This is a genomic window from Bacillus sp. JKS001846, from assembly GCF_900176455.1.
In the GTDB taxonomy this organism is placed as follows: Bacteria; Bacillota; Bacilli; order Bacillales; family Bacillaceae_G; genus Bacillus_A; species Bacillus_A cereus.
On the sequence record NZ_FWYG01000001.1, the window covers coordinates 3,889,037 to 3,908,385 of the forward strand.

Genomic DNA, 19,349 nt, shown 5'->3' on the forward strand with positions numbered 1-19,349 from the left:
TTCATCCTATTTTATAGTCAAAAAGTCCCAAGATCGTATACGTATCCACAATAAGCGTTCACCTATACAATCCCATTCTATTTATAAAGGCAAAACAAAAAGAGGGCGTATTCGTCCCTCCCTCTTTTTCACATATAAGCTTAATAAAGGGTTCCTTTAAAATAGGCAGACCAATCCCGTTCACTCTGTACACAGACAGAGCCTTTGAGCGCTATTCAATTATTGGCACAAAGTATTGAGACGTAATCTGATTAAGATCAAAGGAAGCCCCTCCGTTCATTTTAAGTTACATAAAGTGTAGCATAAGTAATTCGCTTTCACAAGGTTTAACAACCTATATCACACTAAAGAAAATCGTCATTTTTTGCGAGTTTTTCTCACAATAAAAATAACAAAAGCAATTATCAATTTTAGAAACTTCTCGTATATTATTTTTACAGCACTCGCCAAATTCCTTCATAGTAAGTTAAGTATTATCGTTTTAATACAACAAAAATCTTTATTGACATTTTTATAACCTAATATTAGTATCAGGTTATAAAAATAAAAATTAGGAGATGTTCCTATGCATTCTAAATCTCGTATTACTGCAATTGGTACTTATGTTCCAGATCAAATATTGTCTAATAACGATTTAGAAAAGATGGTCCATACGAATGATGAATGGATTGTACAAAGAACAGGAATGAAGGAAAGAAGAATCGCTAGCGAAGAAGAATATTCCTCAAACTTAGCCATTAAAGCAATTAAAAATTTATGTACAACATATAAGAAAAACTTAGAAGATGTCGACTGTATCATTGTCGCTACTACTACTGCTGATTACGTTTTCCCTAGTGTTGCTTGCCAAATACAACAATACTTCAACATACCTCATACACTAGCTTTTGATTTAAATGCAACTTGTGCTGGTTTTACATATGGACTACACGTCGGTAATAGCTTAATCACTTCTGGATCACATGAAAAAGTACTTGTCGTAGCGACAGAGACATTATCTAAAGTTACTGATTATACCGATAGAACGACCTGTATTTTATTCGGTGATGGTGCTGGAGCTATTTTATTAGAAAGAGATGAAGACACCCCAAGCTTTATCGCTGCTCACATGGGAACAAACGGTGATGGCGGCATTCATCTATATAGAACAAACTTATCTACTACTATGAATGGCACACCACTGCAAACAAATGAAAAAATCGTTCAAAATGGAAGAGAAGTATATAAATGGGCAACACGAACAGTGCCAAAAGGCATAAAAAATTTATTACATAACGCAAATATGCAAGGGGATGATATAGACTGGTTCATACCCCACAGCGCTAACTTACGAATGATTGAATCTATTTGCGAAAAATCTCAAATTCCAATACAAAAAACATTAACGAGCGTGGAATATATGGGGAATACCTCTTCAGTCACCATTCCACTCGCTCTAGATTTAGCTATAAAAGAAGGAAAGTTAAATAATGGAGACACACTTTTACTATACGGATTCGGTGGTGGTCTTACACATTTAGGGCTTATTGTAGAGTGGAATTTAATTTAAGTGTACAAAAAGAGGCTCTAGTCAGTAACTAGAACCTCTTTTTCATTTAATTTCTTGCTCCTTTTCGAGACCATATCACAACAGGAATAAGTAATAACGCTAACACGCCTCCAGCCAATGACAATGCCGCATAACTTGAATTCGCTACTACCATACCTGACATCGCTCCACCAGAAGCTCCAGCTAGCGCAATAAAAACATCTATTTTCCCTTGTGTTTTAGCACGTGTAGACGGTGTTGTGGAATCAACGATTTGTGCTGTACCACTAATCAATCCGAGGTTCCATCCTAGCCCAAGTAAAGACAGAGCAACGATTAATAGTAATAAAGAATCACTTGGCGCTATCGCAGCTATGACACCCGCTGCAAGTAAAATCACTCCACCAGCTATGCTCATTGTAGTTCGGCCAATTTTATCAATTAACATTCCTGTAACGAGAGATGGAAGATACATTGCACCTACATGAAAACCTATCACAAGTCCTACTGCACTTAAACCGTGACCGTGGTGTCCCATATGAACTGGCGTCATCGTCATAATCCCAACCATCACGATTTGCGTAAGTATCATTACGATTGCTCCAACTGTAATACCTCGTTTATTTTCTTTCGCTTCGTCTGTTATTGGTTGTCCTTTATATGTATGTTCCTGTTTATATCTTTCTATTATGTTAGCAATAATTAACGGATCTGGACGAAGCATAACAAAAAGAACTAGACCCGCCAGTATAAATGCTGCTGCCGATAGTATGAACGGACCTGCAAGTTTAGGAACTCCAATTGAATGCGCAAAACTACCCATTACTCCTACTAAATTTGGTCCTGCAACTGCACCGAAAGTCGTCATTACCATCGTAATACTAACAGCCGTTGCTCTCTGCTTCTTATCTGCTAAATCTGTACCTGCATAACGAGCTTGTAGATTCGTGGCTGTACCGGCACCATATATGAGTAAAGAAATAAGTAAAAGAATAATGCTATTCGTTAAAGCTGCCATTACAACACCAATTGCTCCAAATCCACCTACTATAAACCCTGTTGCAAGACCTATCCGGCGTCCATATCGTTGCGAAAGCTTCCCTACTATGAAAGCTGCTAATGCTGATCCCAATGTAAACATAGCAGTTGGTAATCCTGCAAATGCATCTGTTCCAAGCATTTGCTGCGCAAGAAGTGCTCCCACTGTAATACCAGCAGCTAGTCCTGCACCGCCAAACATTTGTGAAATGCTGACGATTATTAACGTTCGTTTGTATAGTTTTTGTTGCTCTTCTTCTGTGTACACATGATTATCTATTAAAGCCCCTGCCTTATCTAGCAATTCCCCATCCTCCTTTTAAAATTAATCCCTCTTGTTAATGTACTATGTATAACGTTACATATTCAATGGCATTTTCCATTCATCCCTTTCATTCTAAAAAACTTTCTAATCATACTCGACTTATCCCATGCTATATTAAAAATACTACTATTCACAATATGCAAGGAGAAAACAATGAAAAAAACAGGCTAATAGCAGCCTGTTTTTCTTTACGCATCTTCTACTAATCTTCCCCTTCTCTTTTTACTTAAAGCTTTTCCTTCCCAAAACAACAAACTTACGAAAGCACAAATTAAAATAATTGGCACACTTGCTTTATATAAATCTGTAAAACTCATAGCCATCTGATTCTTGGCATAATGATTCACATCATTCGAGAATGTGAGTACCTCTTTCTTTATACTTTCCTCTTGTTTTTCAACTTCTTTTGTCACTTGCCTCGTAACTTCTTCTCTTTTTACATCTCTATATTCTACTGGAACTTTTCTTAATATTTCATCCGTCTTGTCGCGAATCAATTCTTCCTTTTTCGCTTTACTTAATCCCATTGTCATTGCATTTTGTTTCTTATTTATATTCGACTCTAAACTTTGATTCTCTATTTTTTCTTTAGTCATTTGTAAAATTTCAGTTTGCTCAGTACTATTCACATGAATATTCCGCACCTTTTCTTCTGCATAATGATATACTTTTTCTTTATTTATAGTTAAATTATGAGTTAAGTTAGAGACAAATATTGCGACCGCCAATACAATTCCAACCTGTCGTAACATTGATACAACACTTTGAGAAGCAGTTAATAATTCTCCTTCAAACGAAGACGCACTTAAAACTGTAATTGGCCCCACTACTAAGCCATATCCGACACCTAATATCATACATGGAATAATAATTTCTATATTTGTTGAATGAACATCAATCATTTGCAACCAATAGTAGGAAAGCCCCATAACAAGAAATCCTGACAAAATAATAGTTACTTTTCCGAGTTTTTTAATTAAAGTTGCTGCAACTGGTGAGACAAAAAATATCATCGCTGAAATAGGTGTCACTAAAAAAGCCGCTTCAATTTCCGTTCGACCTTGTAGTTTCGTCAAGAACGTTGGAAGCAATACAGTAACTCCAATTAAAAATAAATTACTCAATATAACAACGATTGACGCTCCGACAAACATTCGATCTTGAAATAACTTTAAATTCACCATTGGGTTATGAATCTTTCGTTCTACTAAAATAAATAGAATAAGAGAAATAGTGCTAATTGCATAACAAGACAAAGCAATATTACTTTGCCATCCCCATGTATTACCTTTTACTAATATGAGAGTAAATGAAAAAATTGCTGTGCTACTTAATAGTAGTCCTATCCAATCTATTTTTGAGATAATACGTTCTTCATTTTTTATTTGTAGCATGATGCAACATAACACGATTCCTATTATACAAACCGGAACATTAACGAAGAACACCCATCTCCATCCTAAATTTTGCGTAATAATTCCACCTATTACTGGCCCCATAGCAGCTGACAATCCTTGTGTTACTCCTAAAATTGCAAGTGCAACATGCCTTTTAGCTAACGGCATAGCTGATACACCAATTACCATACTTGTTGGAAATAAAATTGCTGCCCCAATACTTTGTATAAAACGAGAAAAAATAAGAAAATCACCTGTATTAGCAAAAGCGCAAAGTACCGATCCACCCCCAAAAATCACCAGACCAAGAATATACATCTTTGCTTTTCCAAAGATATCAGCTATCCGCCCTAACGGAATGGCAAGTACTGCAATCGTCATTGTATAAACATTTAATACCCAAGACATCTTTTCTAATGAAGTATTTACACTCGATTGTATTGCCGGTAAAGCTATATTCATAATTGTCGTATCAATCATACAAAGAAAGATACCTAGACACATTAAAAAGACAATCTTAATACCCTTTGATTGCTCCATCTTTATATACCCCTTTATTTATTGTGAATGCGTTTTTCACTCTTCTGTTTTATTGTTTTCTTTCGCCTCTAACTCTTCTAATTTTTTCTTCAAAGTCTCCACTTGTGCACTATACGATGCAATACCTACATCTAGTGAAATTTCTTCGACGAAAGTAATACCTATTCTCCACTTTTCATATTTCAATCGAAGATCTGCAATGTACGCTTCTTTTCTTTCAATTTCATCTTTAATCCATTTTTTTATTGTTACATCATCACTATAGTTGCCAAAATACATTCTCATTAAAAAATCCGAACGTAAAACATCCTTCTCTATAGGCGTCTGCATGTATTGATAAAATTCTTCACGCCCCTCATCTGTAATAAAGTACATTTTCTTATTCGGTTTTCCCTCTTGCATGACAACCTCTTTTTTTATTTTCCCTTCATTCTCCAATTGCCGTAATGTTGGATAAATCATTCCAAAACTTCCATCAAAAAAATGAGTAAATACGTCTTCAAACACAATTTTAATATCGTAACCAGACAATTCCTTTTCCATTAATAAACCTAAAACAACATCTCTTCCCTTCAAAGTAAAACCCCCACATAGTATATAATCAATAATCATATTAACATTGTTAATATGATTATTGATTATATACCTTATTCTGTTAATTGTAAAATGTTTCTAAATAAAAAAGCCCCATAATTTGGTTTCACCAATTCACAGGACCATTTTCTTATTTACTCTTTAACACCTACACCTTGCAAAACTTCAATATCCTCTTTCATTTCATAATAATAAGAAGGCAATTCTATACCATGTTCTAAGAAATAATCCTCAATGAATGAAATAATGATTTTTAACGTTTTCACACGGGCATACAATTTATCGTTACTTTCAATAATATGCCACTTCGCATTTGGCTTACTTGTTTTTTCAAACATGTCTTCCATTGCTTCAACATACTCATCCCATTTTTCACGATTACGCCAATCTTCGTCTGTAATTTTCCATCTTTTCAAAGGATTTTTCTCTCTATCTTTAAATCTCTTTAACTGTTCCTCTTTACTTATATGGTAGAAGAACTTCCCTATTATGTAATGGTCATCTGTTAGTAGTTTTTCAAAATCATTAATCTCATCATATGCTCTCATCCACTCTTCCTTTGTAGCAAATCCTTCAACACGCTCAACTAACACACGACCGTACCATGAGCGATCAAAAATGGTGATTTGCCCGTACTGTGGAATTTTGCGCCAGAAACGTTGCAAATAATGGTAACGTTTCTCATGAGGTGCAGGCGCTCCAATTGGATTTACTTGGAACCCACGCGGGTCAAGATGTTCCGTCACCCGCTTAATTGCCCCACCTTTACCAGCCGCATCCCATCCTTCCATAACAAGCATAACCGCGATTTTTTCTTCTTTCAAAATTTGCTGTAATGCTAATAAGCGCCTTTGATATTTTTCTAATTTCTTATTGTACTTAGATTTTGATTCAATTTTTTTCGTTAAGTCTACTTTAGCAAGATGTCCATTTTCCATAAAACAAATCCCCCTTGTTGTATGACAATGTTATTTTAACATATTTTTGGTAATTTTTTCATATCCTAAAAAAACTGTGTAGAAACATCTCTACACAGCTTCCTTCTCTAATTTCACATATATAAGCACATTTAACTACATTAAAATAAATAATTTATACTGAACTCTTAGTATATTCTTTTTATTAAAACGTAAAAATAGCCCTTTTAAAAAGGGCAGCAATCTAAGTATAGAAAAACAAATTTATTCTTTCTTACTACATACGTAATTATGCCGGCTATAAGAGTATTGAATAAGATATTGATTCACTACTCTTATAGCAACTTTACATTATATGGTATATTTACTCGTAAAAAGAAGATAATAACAAGTAAATCCATTAAAGAATGGGAGCACTCAAAAAATGAAACGAAAAATATTAACTCTCTTTACACTTTTATGCTTAGCACTACCAATACAAGCTAGTGCTTACACATTTCAGTCACTACCGATTGCGTCAAAGTCTAAACAATGGTATGTCGAAATCGATAAATCTCATAACTCAAACAAGCAAGCAATCCAGCCAAAGCAAGGTGTATTTGATACGTATAGTTTACTCGTAAAAAACATCGGTCATGATGTATCAAATGTATCTGTGGAAATACTTGATAACAATCCTACCTCTAAAGCTACCTTTAAACCTACTACACCTAATGAAAATATTTCTAAAAGTCATACAAGCTTTGACTACATGGTATTCCCATTAGACTTTAATAGTCATAATTTTAAAGTTGTGATCACTTGGGAAGAAAAGAATTTCTCTTATAACGGCCATCCGGTAAATGAAGGTAAAAAAATGAAAGAAACATTTGTATTTAATGAAGACTAAGTCCTAATTTCTTTAGGGCTTAGTCTTCATTTTTGAAACCTGCTTGTATCGCTTCCGTCACTTCTTTTGTGATTTCTAATTTTGTTGCTTCCATACTAATCTTTTTGTGCCAAATATGTATGGACGGTTTTTCATTACAAAGATGTTTTATTAATACTAATTGATTATATGCTAAGTTATTTTCTATTTTGGTAGCGATATAGACTGTAAAATTTTTCGCTTCAAAGACCTTTTCTTCCAAAATATATTTACTCTCTAATTGCCTTGTTACTATATCTTTCAAGTTTTCTATAGTCATGCATATCGCCCTCTTTTCCCATATAATCAATTAAATCGACGAATACTCGGTACAGACAATGCTATTCCAATTGTTAAAATTACTAAACTAGCTAGTGTTATAATAGTTATTTCGCCACCTATGACAGTAGCTAACCAGCCTACAACTACATACCCTAATGGCAATAAAGCAAAAGAACCCAACATATCAAGGCTTGCCACTCTTCCGAATGCTTCTTCTGGTACAAGCTCCTGTAAACTCGTTTCCCAAATGAGTCCAAATATCATCATGCCAAATCCTTCAATTGCCATTAAGAATATTAAAGCGGGTGCCCAAGAAATGAATGGCATAATTAATAAAGCAATGCCACTCATTAAAACACCTCCATAAGCCAGTAATCCTCTCTTATGCCACCGCTCTTTCCCACCAAATATTACTGCGGCAATTATAGCCCCACCACCAGAAAAGGCCATGCCAAGCCCATACACGTAAGCTTCAAAATGATGATGAACATTAAATAACCATGGAATTAATACGACGATAATGCCGGCATAACAAATATTTATAAAAGAAAAAACTAAAATTGTAATCCACAGCCACGGATGACTTTTTAAAACTAAAACACCTTCCATAAACTCTTGTTTGTAAGTAAGCTTACTCTTTTCAATGGGTTTTACTTTTTTAAACTTAATTTCTTTTAAAAATAATAAACATAAAAATGATAATAAGTAGGTTGCTGCATCTAGTCCGAAACCTATCCCTGCAGATGCAACCGATACGATTAACCCACCAAGTGCTGGCCCAATTAATCGTATACCTTGATTACTCATTTGAGTGAGTGCGTTAGCTGCATTACGAATTTCAGGGACGAATACTTTCGCCCTTACAGCAGAATATGCTGGTTGGAATATCCCTTCCATAAGCCCGTATATGGCAACGAGAATATATAAAATCGTAATTGTTAATAAATCCATAAATATAAGCGATGCAAGTAATAGCATTAATATACAGCGGATTATATCCGTAAATAACATTAACCTAACCCGATCAATTCGGTCTACAATTAAACCCGCAAACGGTAAAGCAAGAATATTAGGTAGCATGTACATTGCCATCGTCATCCCCATTACAACTGTTGAACCAGTTAATGAATACACAACAACTGGAAGTATGACCATAGTTATCGAACTACCTAAGGCCGAGAGTAATTGTCCAATCCATAAAAACTTAAAGTGCGTTGATACTTTAACTGGTAATAATAATTTTCCAATATAACCTAAACTTTTCTCCTTTTGTATTTCCCCTTGCATGTCTCTCCCCTCTTTTCAAATGACTATAGAATACATAATATATGACTGAAAATTTATAATATTATATTTCTAATTATATAAGAAACAATTATGTTATGGTAAAATTATCAAAAAAATACAAAGGAGAATACATCATTATGCCTCTAAATTCACATAACATCGAACACCAGATCTATACAATGTGTATGATCCAGCGCAACAATGAAGTTTTACTCATAAAACGACCCAATCATCGAGGTTTCCCTGGCTACATAGCTCCTGGCGGCAAAGTAGATTTTCCCGAAAGTATCGTTCAAGCCGCTATAAGGGAAGTAAAAGAAGAAACCGGATTACTTGTTTCGGATTTAAATTTTAAGGGATTAGATGAATATGTAAATCCGAAAGGGAATGTTCGGTACATGGTATTTAACTACTGGACAGACTCATTTGAAGGTGAACTTCTTTTAAACCCACCTGAGGGCAAATTATTATGGATACCAATCGATACAGCACTAAAGCTTCCTATGCAAGATTGGTTTAAAGAAAGATTCCCATTATTTTTTGAAAAAGGCACCTTTGAAATTCAACGTGTTTGGGATAATGAGCTAGATAAACAAGTTGCTATAACAATTACACATACGTAAAAAAGCTTGGAATCTCTCCAAGCTTTTCTTACTTCTCCTGTACTTTCTTAATCTTATAATCAATTTCTAAAAACTTAACTCCAAATATCCACATTCTATGATTAGCTTCTAGTATGTGATCCGTGCGCTCTTTTATAATAAAAGTCTCTGCTAACGGTAAACGGATTGTCAAGAACCGAGTATGTAAATAAATCCCCTCATCTCCCTGACCATTTTCTCTTAACTTACTGGTAATAATTAAATCATGACTATCATTATATAGTTTCAAAATACCAGTCATATTCGAATAAGGTAAAGGTAAGGCGATATTCATATATGTCTCATTCTTATTTGTATGCTTTGAATAAAGAGCTACAAAAATAGATTTACCTGCTTCATTTTTTCTTAGCCAAGCCCTTACATTCTCTCTTCCATCTTCCTCATCTATTACACTAATGATAGAGCCATGCATCGTTTCCCAATTGCCGCCCATTCCTAAATGTATTTGTTCTACACGCTTACTCATTTTCTCATAGCAAAGTGCGAACGGACGGAACCAACGAGCCCATTTAATATTCGATTGCAATTCATACTCTACTGTATTTTCATAAAAATGAATAATACTTAAAGGAACCTTCGTCACATCAAATGCCTCACTATGAAAGTCATTTACTTTATCAACTAAACCGTTGTATTCCTTACTGTCTACTAAATTGCTGCTATATAAATAAGCCTCACCAATTGCCACATTTCCTCTTAACTTACTCATTGGTTTCCCATAGTATTTATAATTCGGAACACTCTTTTCAATCACCCAGCCGATAAATGCCGGTAACGCTACTCCAATTCCGTTGACAACACCATGAATCCAAACCATTTGAGCAATTGTAATCGTCAAGACATGCTTCAAATTCCCGTATGAATATATAAGTGAGAACATAATTGTAACCATGAGTGTACTAGACGAAACGATTAGAAGAATCTTTGCACTGATAGCATTAAATTTTGCTCTCCAAACGTAAAATCCATACCCATAAATTGCACATAAATATAGGAACACTGCAAAAAATTCAAATATTCTTGAGTATGTAATTCCTATTGCAACTGTCATAGGTGAAATCATGATGATAAACATAATAGCATCATACACTTTACTTCTCTTTTCTCTTTTTCTCCCTATTAAACCAGCTGATAATGGCAATAGAAACGCCGAATAATGAAAATGTGCAGCTGTGAGTAAAACAATGTCAGAGCTAAAATGCATAATTGAAAGTTTTGCTACTGAAGCAGAAAACCAACAACCACCTAAAAACAAATAAATAAACGCACTATCTATGGCGATCTCTTCTAACGGCTTCCATCCTCTTTCTAGCAATCTACTTACACCAAATAACGCAACAATTCCTGTATATACAAACCAAACTAGCGCAAATAAATAGTGATTTGTGACGAAAGCTAGCATTGCACAAATTGCTGCGATTGGATATAAAAATGATACGGATTTATAAAATAATAATTGCGATCCATCTCTTTTTCTTTTATCAATAATACAAAATGACATTGGTATAAATAATAAAACAGATAATAATATAATTGCTTCAACAGGATTTATATTCGACCACTCACATATTAGAAAAACAACATAGCAAGCAAGCCCAAATATTATATTTTTCATATCGTCTATTCCCTTTCCACAAATGTTCCCTTATATGAAAAAAGCGAACCAATTAACGGGTTTCGTACTTGTACATGAATTCGAAAACATTGTAGTGTTTCATCATAACTTTCAACAATTTTTGCCTCACCATACAAAAATTTTGGTAACGGCATTTTTCTTCCAAACATATAAAACCATTGTTTCTTTGAAGAAATATGCATTGCCCCTAACTCATCGATATGAAAATGCAGTGTAGAAACGAGTAAATGTGGTTCGCCAAAATAATCTACAATTTCATTTTCGTTTTCATCAAACTGCATAACTGCATTAAAATATCTTTTCTTATTTCACCTATTGATTCCCCTTCTCCAACTATTTCAAGCCCAAATCCAATCTTTGTTTTATACAAAAACTTCTGTGGTTCTCCTTCTTTTTTCTCTAAATACGAAATTTCAGTAAAGCGAGCATCCCACTCTGTATGTATATCTGGTTCTTGCGTATATTCCCATAATTTTTCCATCGTCGTGTTCATTTTTGTCGCAACATAAATAGGCTGTTTCCTTTTCATTCTCCCCACCTCCTATGCACTATAAGTTTAATGTACATGCAATGAATTTATTTTGCTACATTTTTCACAAACTTCCTCAAAAAAGAAAGAATTTTTAAAATATATATAAAACACTTGATTCCACGAAAAATTTAAATTATTATAAAACAAATGTTACCAACAACTTCATAAATCAAACACTCTCGCCTAAAACGTGAGATAGAGGTTGCGATACTTATGAGTATTCTAATGGAGACACAGAGATGTCTATGAACTTAGATGAAAGGAAGTATTGCCGAAATTGATAAATTTCTCTGCATTTATCAATTGGGGCTGTTTTCGAATAGAAACAGAACTGTCATATGTACAGACGTGTACGTATGAAGAGCTATCTACAAAAAAGAGATATCATTTTTTTATGATATTCCTTTTTTGGCGGTTTTTTTATTAGCTCCGTTTTCTGTTTCCCTTTTCCTGTAACAGCACCATCCTCACTTATTTGAGATGGTGTTTTTTGTTTGTCTTTCTGGTAACTACAGGAGTATTGGGGATTTATATATTTCCTAATCTATTCTTAAAAATAGACGAAAGAAGGAATTTGTAATGGAAACAATTGTTCAAAAATTTGGTGGCACTTCTGTCGGAAGCGTCGAACGCATTCAACATGTAGCAAATTTAATTATTGAAGAATATGAACGAGGTCATAGCATTGTCTCTGTCGTTTCAGCAATGGGAAAAAGCACAGATGAACTTGTCGCACTCGCTAACGCTATCACAGAAAATCCAAATAAACGTGAAATGGATATGCTTCTATCTACAGGAGAACAAGTAACTATTTCATTATTAACAATGGCACTGCAAGCAAAAGGCTATCATGCAATTTCATTAACAGGGTGGCAAGCAGGTATTACGACAGAATCTGTACATAGTAGTGCACGGATTACTGACATTCATACAGATCGTATTCAATCTTATCTTGCTGAAGGTACGATTGTTATCGTAGCTGGTTTCCAAGGTATAAGTGTAGAAAATGAAATTACAACACTTGGCCGTGGTGGCTCTGATACGACTGCTGTCGCATTAGCTGCTGCACTTAAAGCAAAAAAATGTGATATTTATACGGATGTGACAGGTGTATATACGACGGACCCACGAGTTGTAAAAGATGCTTACAAATTAGACGAAATTTCTTATGACGAAATGTTAGAGCTTGCTAATCTCGGTGCTGGCGTATTACACCCGCGCGCTGTTGAGTTTGCTAAAAATCATAATGTAGTTTTAGAAGTTCGCTCAAGTATGGAACAAGAAAACGGAACAATTGTAAAAGGAGAATGTAACATGGAACAACAATCAATCGTTAAAGGTATTGCATTTGAGGATAACATTACACGTGTCACAATTAAAGGATTAGAACAAGGCTCGCTTTCAACAGTTTTCTCTACATTAGCAGCAGCACACATTAATGTAGATATCATCATTCAAAGTATTACAAATGAAGGAACTGTACACCTCTCCTTCTCCATTCATTCGAATGATTTAAGAGAAACTTTAGAAGTTTTGGGACAAAATCAAGAAACTCTTCACTATGAATCTGTAGAACATGAAAATCACTTAGCAAAAGTATCAATCGTAGGATCTGGCATGGTATCTAACCCAGGTGTCGCTGCAAATATGTTCACTACTTTAAAAGAAGAAGATATTCATATTAAAATGGTAAGTACATCAGAAATTAAAGTGTCTGTCGTTATTGACCGCCTTCATTTAGTAACAGGCGTTGAGGCGCTGCATCAATCATTTATGGCGAAAATTGAGCCTTTAGTGCAAATGAGCTAATCTGATATATTTAGTAATGCTAAAAAAATCATATTAATGTATTACCTTCCTATTAAATAAAAAGCTGTTCGTTAACACGATGCTATATGACATATTAAAAAACACCTTGTCACATTTTCCTATACTGTGACAAGGTGTTTTTGACTGAAAGGAATTTGTAACTACTTAGTAGTATAATTATAAGGATAATTAAATAATAGACTTTTATACATAAGGAGATAAGACTATGGCAAAAAACAAATTACTACGAATGGACAATGTCAGCATCGTTGTAGAATCCCTTGATAACGCAATCTCTTTCTTTGAGGAGATTGGCTTGAATCTCGAAGGTCGAGCCAATGTCGAAGGTGAATGGGCTGGTCGCGTAACTGGACTCGGTTCTCAGTGCGTAGAGATCGCTATGATGGTCACTCCAGATGGCCACAGCCGAATTGAACTTTCGCGATTTCTCACCCCACCTACTATATCAGATCACCGAAATGCTCCTGTAAACGCCCTCGGTTATCTACGCGTCATGTTCACCGTTGAAGACATTGACGAAATGGTATCGAGACTCACTAAGCATGGTGCAGAGCTCGTTGGTGAAGTAGTTCAGTATGAGAACTCGTATCGTCTCTGCTACATTCGTGGAGTCGAAGGAATTTTAATCGGTTTAGCGGAAGAACTCGGTAATAAATAAGTAATGTTTTATAAAAAAGAGGGAATAGCTCTATATTTAAGCTATTCCCTCACTTCTATTAAAACAGATGAATGTTTTCTTTTTTACAAGCTGCACGTAAATCGTCAGGCCATACAGAAGATTGAACTTCACCGATATGAGCTTTACGTAAGAAGTACATGCACATTCTTGATTGTCCAATACCACCGCCGATTGTTAATGGTAGTACGTCTTCTAGTATACCTTTATGGAAATCATACTCACGTTTAAAGTCTTCACCAGTTTTCGTTAACTGCTCATCAAGTGATTTACTATCAACACGAATTCCCATTGATGATAATTCAAATGAAGATTGTAGTACTGGGTGCCAGAATAAAATGTCACCGTTTAATTTCCAATCGTCATAATCAGTTGCGCGTCCGTCGTGCTTTTCACCTGAACGAAGTGCATCACCAATTCCGATAATGAAGACTGCACCGTGTTCTTTCGCAATTGCATGTTCACGATCTTTCGGTGTTAATTCTGGATATTTATCTTCTAATTCTTGAGAAGTAACGAAAACAATTTCTTCCGGTAAATACTTTCCAAGGAACGGATATTTTTCAAATAAGTGATCTTCTAAATCTTTGAATATTCCATAAATTGTTTGTACTGTTTTTTGTAAGTAATCGACAGTACGCCATTCTTTTTGAACGATTTTTTCCCAATCCCATTGGTCAACGTAAATGGAATGCGTTGCATCAAGTTCTTCATCACGACGAATCGCGTTCATGTTTGTATATAAACCTTCACCAGCTTCATATCCATATTCATGTAATGCAAATCGTTTCCATTTCGCTAGTGAATGAACAATTTCTAATTCTTCTCCTGAATGTAACATATCAAATTCAATTGGACGTTCTACACCGTTTAGGTGATCGTTTAATCCTGATTTTTTCGTTACGAATAATGGTGCAGATACGCGGAATAGTTCAAGGCGTTTTGCTAATTGGTCCTCGAAAAATGTTTTAACTTCCTTAATTGCAATTTGAGTCTCTCTTACTGTCATTAATGATTGATACATGGTGGTTTCCTCCTAAAATGTTTGGATGTTGTGAAAAGAAGCCAACAAAAAAAGCCCTTCTTTCCCAAAAAACTGGGACGAAAGGCTTTGGTTCCGCGGTACCACCCAAATTAGCAACAGAGGTTGCTCACTTATACAATACGGAGATGAAATATCTCGATACTGTTCTTCTTGTAACGGCGAAGTTCCCGGCTAAGTCTACTTTCCTATAAAGGATTTCGGTTAGCAACTCCAGGAGGTTCTTCATAATAGGCTTCGTATCAGGCTCACACCACCCCTGACTCGCTTAAACTACGTCCTACTACTACTCGTCCTTTCATAGTCGTTTTGTTGTCACATCTCTGAAACATTTTATTAATGATTATTCTATACAAAAAATAAAGAAAGTCAACAAAAAGTTTTAAAATATTTTTCAATTCTTTATTTTACGGCTTTATTGATTGTTGTTAATTTAACATCTTTACTTTTTCTGCCTCGTCAATCCAAAAAATGTTTCACTGACCGAAACTAACGTATACACAATAATTAATGTGATCGTTCGGAATATAGAATCCGCAGTATTTCTTATTATTTTCATTTTCTTTATAATTCCTTTCAGTTTACTTGCAATTTCATGATATACTATAGCATTCAAGCAGTTTATTTTTACTTAAAGCAATCATAGTCATTTATAAAGAGTATTTTCTAAATCATTGACTATTATCAAATAAGATTTTTAAATAACGGAGTGATCATATGAGTAAAACGAAGGCAAAACCGAAAAAAGGTGTAGGACAAGGTACAGGAAGTAAAGGATGGAACCGTTGGCAATCAAGTGCAAAGAAAAAGGCAGCTGCAAAGCCATACAAAAGTAAAGGTACAAAGAAATAATTTAAATAACATTTGATTTCTTTACTTTGCACAAAACAAAATATAATTATTACAACAAAAAGCTATGCTTTCACATGTGAAAGCATAGCTTTTTCATATTAAATCATTAAAATATCTCGTATTTCTTCCTCCGTGATGGATGCTAATTTTTCTTCTCCCGGCTCAATCACTTCAGCAATTAAATTTTTCTTACTTTCTTGCAGTTCATGCATTTTCTCCTCAATTGTTCCCTGAGCTACTAGCTTTATAACTTGCACTGTATTTTTTTGTCCCATTCGATACGCTCTATCGGCCGCTTGTTGTTCAACAGCTGGATTCCACCATAAATCGTATAATATTACTGTATCTGCACCAGTTAAATTAAGTCCGGTACCACCAGCTTTTAAAGAAATGAGAAATAGATCTCCTTCTCCTTCGTTAAACCGATCGCACAGCTCTACACGTTCCTGCGCTGGTGTACTCCCGTCTAAATAAAAGTATGGAATTGCTTGTCGATTTAACTCACGACCAATAATGGAAAGCATCTTCGTAAATTGAGAAAAAATTAATATTCTCTTCCCTGTACTTCTACATTCCTCTAAAATCTCTAACAGTTGTTCAAATTTAGCTGAACTTCCTTTGTAATCATCAACAAATAAAGCAGGATGACAACAAATTTGTCGCAATCTCGTTAAACCAGCTAAAATTCTAATTTTATTTTTACGTAACGTATCTTTGTCTAAATGCTTTAACGTTTCTTCCCTTAGCTTCGCTAAATAAGCAGCATAGAGACTCTTTTGATCGGGTAATAACTCCGATGATTGTAAGTGCTCTATTTTCTCTGGCAACTCATTTAATACGTCCCCTTTTAATCGTCTTAATACGAATGGTTTCACTCGCTTCGCTATATCTTCACGCCTTAAATCACCGAACTCTTTTCTTCCTGGTAATAATTCTGGGAAGACGACATGGAAGATAGACCATAGCTCTTCTAATGAATTTTCTACAGGTGTACCCGTTAGCCCAAAACGGTATTCAGCTTGAATTGTTTTCACAGCTCTTGCCGTTTGCGTTGTAGGGTTTTTAAACGCCTGCGCTTCATCAAGGAATAGTGTATGAAATGGTCTTGCATATAATCTTATATCTCTTCTCAGTAATGGATATGACGTAATTACGACATCAAATTCCGTTATATCTTTCAAAATTTTCCGGCGCTCTGCTTGGTTTCCATCTGCAATAACTGCTCTAATATGCGGGGCGAATTTTTTCAATTCACTAAACCAATTATAAACAAGAGATGATGGTGAAACGACTAATATAGGTAGTTTCTTTTCTCGAATCTCAGGCAAAACAGAATCTATAAAAGCAATGCTTTGCAACGTTTTTCCAAGTCCCATATCATCTGCTAAAATACCGCCAAAACGGTAATGAGCAAGTGTTTTCATCCATTCGAACCCATATACTTGATACTTTCTCATTTCTGCATTTAAAGTATTTGGCACAGCAAACTTTAATTTTTTCGGGTTTTGAATGTTTTCTACTAACTCTTGAACAGAATCATCTAAACTTAAAACATTGCCTTCATGAAGTCCGTTCATCCATTTTACACTCCGAATAAGTGGAACATTTACCTCTTCTCCATGTAAAAATTCTTTCCGAATACCTGATTCTTTTATAAACTGATTAATTTCATTAAACTCTTTACTCTCTAGCGATAAAAACGAACCGTTCGCCAATCGATAATATTTACGTTTCTCTTCAAGGGCCGCTAATACACCTTTAATTTCTGCTTCTGGTATTCCTTTTATATCAAAACGAAATGACAACCAATCAATTCTTTCTTTTCTTCTCACTGTAATAAGAGGAACTGCATCCCCTTTACTAATTCGCAATTTGATTGCTGTCGTCGCATAAATATCAACTAAACCTTTTAATGTTGGCACGACGTGATATAAAAAGTTATACTCAGCTTCTTCATTATGCATAAAGTAACCGCCTTCTGTTTTTGCAAAGGCACTTTCACTCATAATGTCTAAAATCTCTTTTTCCTTTTTCTCATCACGATTAAAAACAGACGGCTGTCCATCCTCTTCTAGCGGATTAATCATGACGTTCCCATAGTGAAATTCAAGACCTGCTAATAAGCGACTTTTCACACGGTCTAAATACAATTTCGCTTTTAGCGAAGGTGTTTCAACACGATCCGATATTACTTCATCAATGTGTACAGTTCCGAGCTTCATTAATCCTGGTACAACTTTCGCGACGAAATGTTCCATCTTACTTTCTGGAATATAAAACTGATTACTATTTGAGCGACTCATCATCTTTTGTAATTCAATAAGTCGCATACAATCTTCAATGTGTAAGTGATATAATTTCCCATCGTAAAGTGCATTGTTATACATATCCATAACTTGTACACGATTTAGACCATCTATATGAAGTGTAAATCCGCCATTATTTCCCTTCGTAAATTCAAAGTGTAACGGCAACAAACCTTTTGAAACTTGTAATCCCTGAAACAGTTGTTCATTTTGTTTCAGCTGTACATATTCAACTTTAGAAAGTGAAGAGAGCATATCCTTCCACGAAGCTGGCGGTATAAATATCATACTTTCATCTTGTTTCGCATGTACTTCTAGCGTATCTTCATACATTTTTTCATTATGATACATTTTAATGAGCTGCTGAATAATTGCATCCGTTTCTTGTTTAAAACTATGTATATCTGGTGTATATGTAAATTCATTTGAACAATGAAAAGACTCTCTTTTCTCCACCTTAGAAAGAAATTCTCTAATATGATTTATGACATACACTTTGGCAAGTTTCAATTGAATTCCAAGAAGAGCCCCACCACTTCTCGTAGCAACTGGTGTACATATAAACTCAATATCTAATATTTCACGTGTATCAAAACGGTGTTGTTTACTTTTTGGCCTCAGTGGTTTATCTGCAAACAGCTGAAACATACCACTTGTCAATTGATCATTTCTGTTACTAGCGGAGCTCATTCCACCTGTTTGTTGATTATAGTTTATTTGTATTAATACTGCTGCAACATGTTGACAGTACGTTTGAAAAGACGCTAATGAAGGACAACTACATTTTGCAACAACATCACCCTTTTTAGCTTTTTCTACTGTAACATGGAATTCCTCGTTCCCTTTTACTGTCGCCTCACAAATTTCTTTATTTTCATCATAATGATTTATTATCACTTTATTTGATTTATAATAGGCTTCACCTCTTTTATATGAGGTCTCTCCGCACACTTCTTTAATAATCGATTTATTCAATGTGAAACTCATCGCTTTGACAC

Annotated in this window: 15 protein-coding genes, 2 pseudogenes, 1 riboswitch and 1 other annotated feature; of the genes and pseudogenes, 6 read left to right on the forward strand and 11 right to left on the reverse strand. The window is 34.9% G+C overall.

Features of this window, described 5'->3' with window-relative positions; translation table 11 throughout:
• Positions 1 to 565 precede the first annotated feature (565 nt).
• Positions 566 to 1,549, forward strand: coding sequence for a ketoacyl-ACP synthase III (locus tag B9A45_RS20690; RefSeq protein WP_084064727.1), 984 nt, complete (start codon positions 566 to 568; stop codon positions 1,547 to 1,549).
• Between the two features lie 46 nt (positions 1,550 to 1,595).
• Here the strand turns inward: B9A45_RS20690 and B9A45_RS20695 are convergent, their stop codons facing one another.
• The 4 genes from B9A45_RS20695 to B9A45_RS20710 all read right to left on the reverse strand — a co-directional run bounded on the left by B9A45_RS20695 (position 1,596) and on the right by B9A45_RS20710 (position 6,360).
• Entirely contained in the window at positions 1,596 to 2,870 is a 1,275-nt protein-coding gene (locus B9A45_RS20695; RefSeq protein WP_000884511.1) for an MFS transporter, read from the reverse strand.
• 209 nt (positions 2,871 to 3,079) lie between these two features.
• A complete protein-coding gene (locus B9A45_RS20700; RefSeq protein ID WP_084064730.1) occupies positions 3,080 to 4,828 on the reverse strand; it encodes an MFS transporter in 1,749 nt (582 codons plus the stop codon).
• Positions 4,829 to 4,864: 36 nt separating this feature from the next.
• A complete protein-coding gene (locus B9A45_RS20705) occupies positions 4,865 to 5,404 on the reverse strand; it encodes a PadR family transcriptional regulator (RefSeq protein ID WP_000678329.1) in 540 nt (179 codons plus the stop codon).
• Positions 5,405 to 5,556: 152 nt separating this feature from the next.
• Complete coding sequence (locus B9A45_RS20710) at positions 5,557 to 6,360, reverse strand: polyphosphate kinase 2 family protein (RefSeq protein ID WP_000427320.1); 804 nt, start codon at positions 6,358 to 6,360, stop codon at positions 5,557 to 5,559.
• Between the two features lie 403 nt (positions 6,361 to 6,763).
• Here B9A45_RS20710 and B9A45_RS20715 point away from each other — a divergent pair, with 403 nt between their 5' ends.
• Positions 6,764 to 7,228: a hypothetical protein gene (locus tag B9A45_RS20715; RefSeq protein WP_058839102.1), complete on the forward strand. Its 465-nt coding sequence runs from the start codon at positions 6,764 to 6,766 to the stop codon at positions 7,226 to 7,228.
• A gap of 19 nt (positions 7,229 to 7,247) precedes the next feature.
• Here B9A45_RS20715 and B9A45_RS20720 read toward each other — a convergent pair whose 3' ends face one another.
• Together B9A45_RS20720 and B9A45_RS20725 are read right to left on the reverse strand one after the other, a co-directional pair.
• The gene (locus tag B9A45_RS20720; RefSeq protein WP_084064732.1) at positions 7,248 to 7,526 is read right to left on the reverse strand and encodes a hypothetical protein; all 279 of its coding nucleotides are present in this window, start codon (positions 7,524 to 7,526) and stop codon (positions 7,248 to 7,250) included.
• 26 nt (positions 7,527 to 7,552) lie between these two features.
• Entirely contained in the window at positions 7,553 to 8,815 is a 1,263-nt protein-coding gene (locus tag B9A45_RS20725; RefSeq protein ID WP_084064735.1) for an MFS transporter, read from the reverse strand.
• A 137-nt stretch (positions 8,816 to 8,952) separates the two neighbouring features.
• Here B9A45_RS20725 and B9A45_RS20730 point away from each other — a divergent pair, with 137 nt between their 5' ends.
• A complete protein-coding gene (locus tag B9A45_RS20730) occupies positions 8,953 to 9,438 on the forward strand; it encodes an 8-oxo-dGTP diphosphatase (RefSeq protein WP_084064739.1) in 486 nt (161 codons plus the stop codon).
• Between the two features lie 28 nt (positions 9,439 to 9,466).
• Here the strand turns inward: B9A45_RS20730 and B9A45_RS20735 are convergent, their stop codons facing one another.
• The 3 genes and pseudogenes from B9A45_RS20735 to B9A45_RS20745 form a co-directional block, all read right to left on the reverse strand.
• Positions 9,467 to 11,092: a YndJ family protein gene (locus B9A45_RS20735; RefSeq protein ID WP_084064743.1), complete on the reverse strand. Its 1,626-nt coding sequence runs from the start codon at positions 11,090 to 11,092 to the stop codon at positions 9,467 to 9,469.
• Positions 11,093 to 11,097: 5 nt separating this feature from the next.
• Positions 11,098 to 11,421, reverse strand: a pseudogene (locus tag B9A45_RS20740) (DUF4166 domain-containing protein); the annotation flags it as partial.
• A pseudogene (locus B9A45_RS20745) lies at positions 11,409 to 11,642 on the reverse strand (hypothetical protein); the annotation flags it as partial. The pseudogenes B9A45_RS20745 and B9A45_RS20740, both read right to left, overlap by 13 nt.
• Before the next feature lie 191 nt (positions 11,643 to 11,833).
• A riboswitch (Lysine riboswitch) is annotated at positions 11,834 to 12,020 on the forward strand.
• Between the two features lie 204 nt (positions 12,021 to 12,224).
• Here B9A45_RS20745 and B9A45_RS20755 point away from each other — a divergent pair.
• Together B9A45_RS20755 and B9A45_RS20760 are read left to right on the forward strand one after the other, a co-directional pair.
• Positions 12,225 to 13,454, forward strand: coding sequence for an aspartate kinase (locus tag B9A45_RS20755; protein ID WP_058839104.1), 1,230 nt, complete (start codon positions 12,225 to 12,227; stop codon positions 13,452 to 13,454).
• Positions 13,455 to 13,680: 226 nt separating this feature from the next.
• Complete coding sequence (locus B9A45_RS20760) at positions 13,681 to 14,133, forward strand: VOC family protein (RefSeq protein ID WP_001107260.1); 453 nt, start codon at positions 13,681 to 13,683, stop codon at positions 14,131 to 14,133.
• Positions 14,134 to 14,191: 58 nt separating this feature from the next.
• Here the strand turns inward: B9A45_RS20760 and asnA are convergent, their stop codons facing one another.
• On the reverse strand, positions 14,192 to 15,175 hold the full coding sequence (gene asnA / locus B9A45_RS20765) for an aspartate--ammonia ligase (protein WP_084064747.1): 984 nt from the start codon (positions 15,173 to 15,175) through the stop codon (positions 14,192 to 14,194).
• A 70-nt stretch (positions 15,176 to 15,245) separates the two neighbouring features.
• Positions 15,246 to 15,504, reverse strand: a binding site (T-box leader).
• A 406-nt stretch (positions 15,505 to 15,910) separates the two neighbouring features.
• Between asnA and B9A45_RS20780 the strand changes: the two genes are divergently transcribed.
• Complete coding sequence (locus B9A45_RS20780) at positions 15,911 to 16,045, forward strand: DUF3934 domain-containing protein (protein WP_000047588.1); 135 nt, start codon at positions 15,911 to 15,913, stop codon at positions 16,043 to 16,045.
• Between the two features lie 98 nt (positions 16,046 to 16,143).
• Here B9A45_RS20780 and B9A45_RS20785 read toward each other — a convergent pair whose 3' ends face one another.
• Entirely contained in the window at positions 16,144 to 19,338 is a 3,195-nt protein-coding gene (locus B9A45_RS20785) for a DEAD/DEAH box helicase (RefSeq protein WP_084064751.1), read from the reverse strand.
• Positions 19,339 to 19,349: the final 11 nt, after the last annotated feature.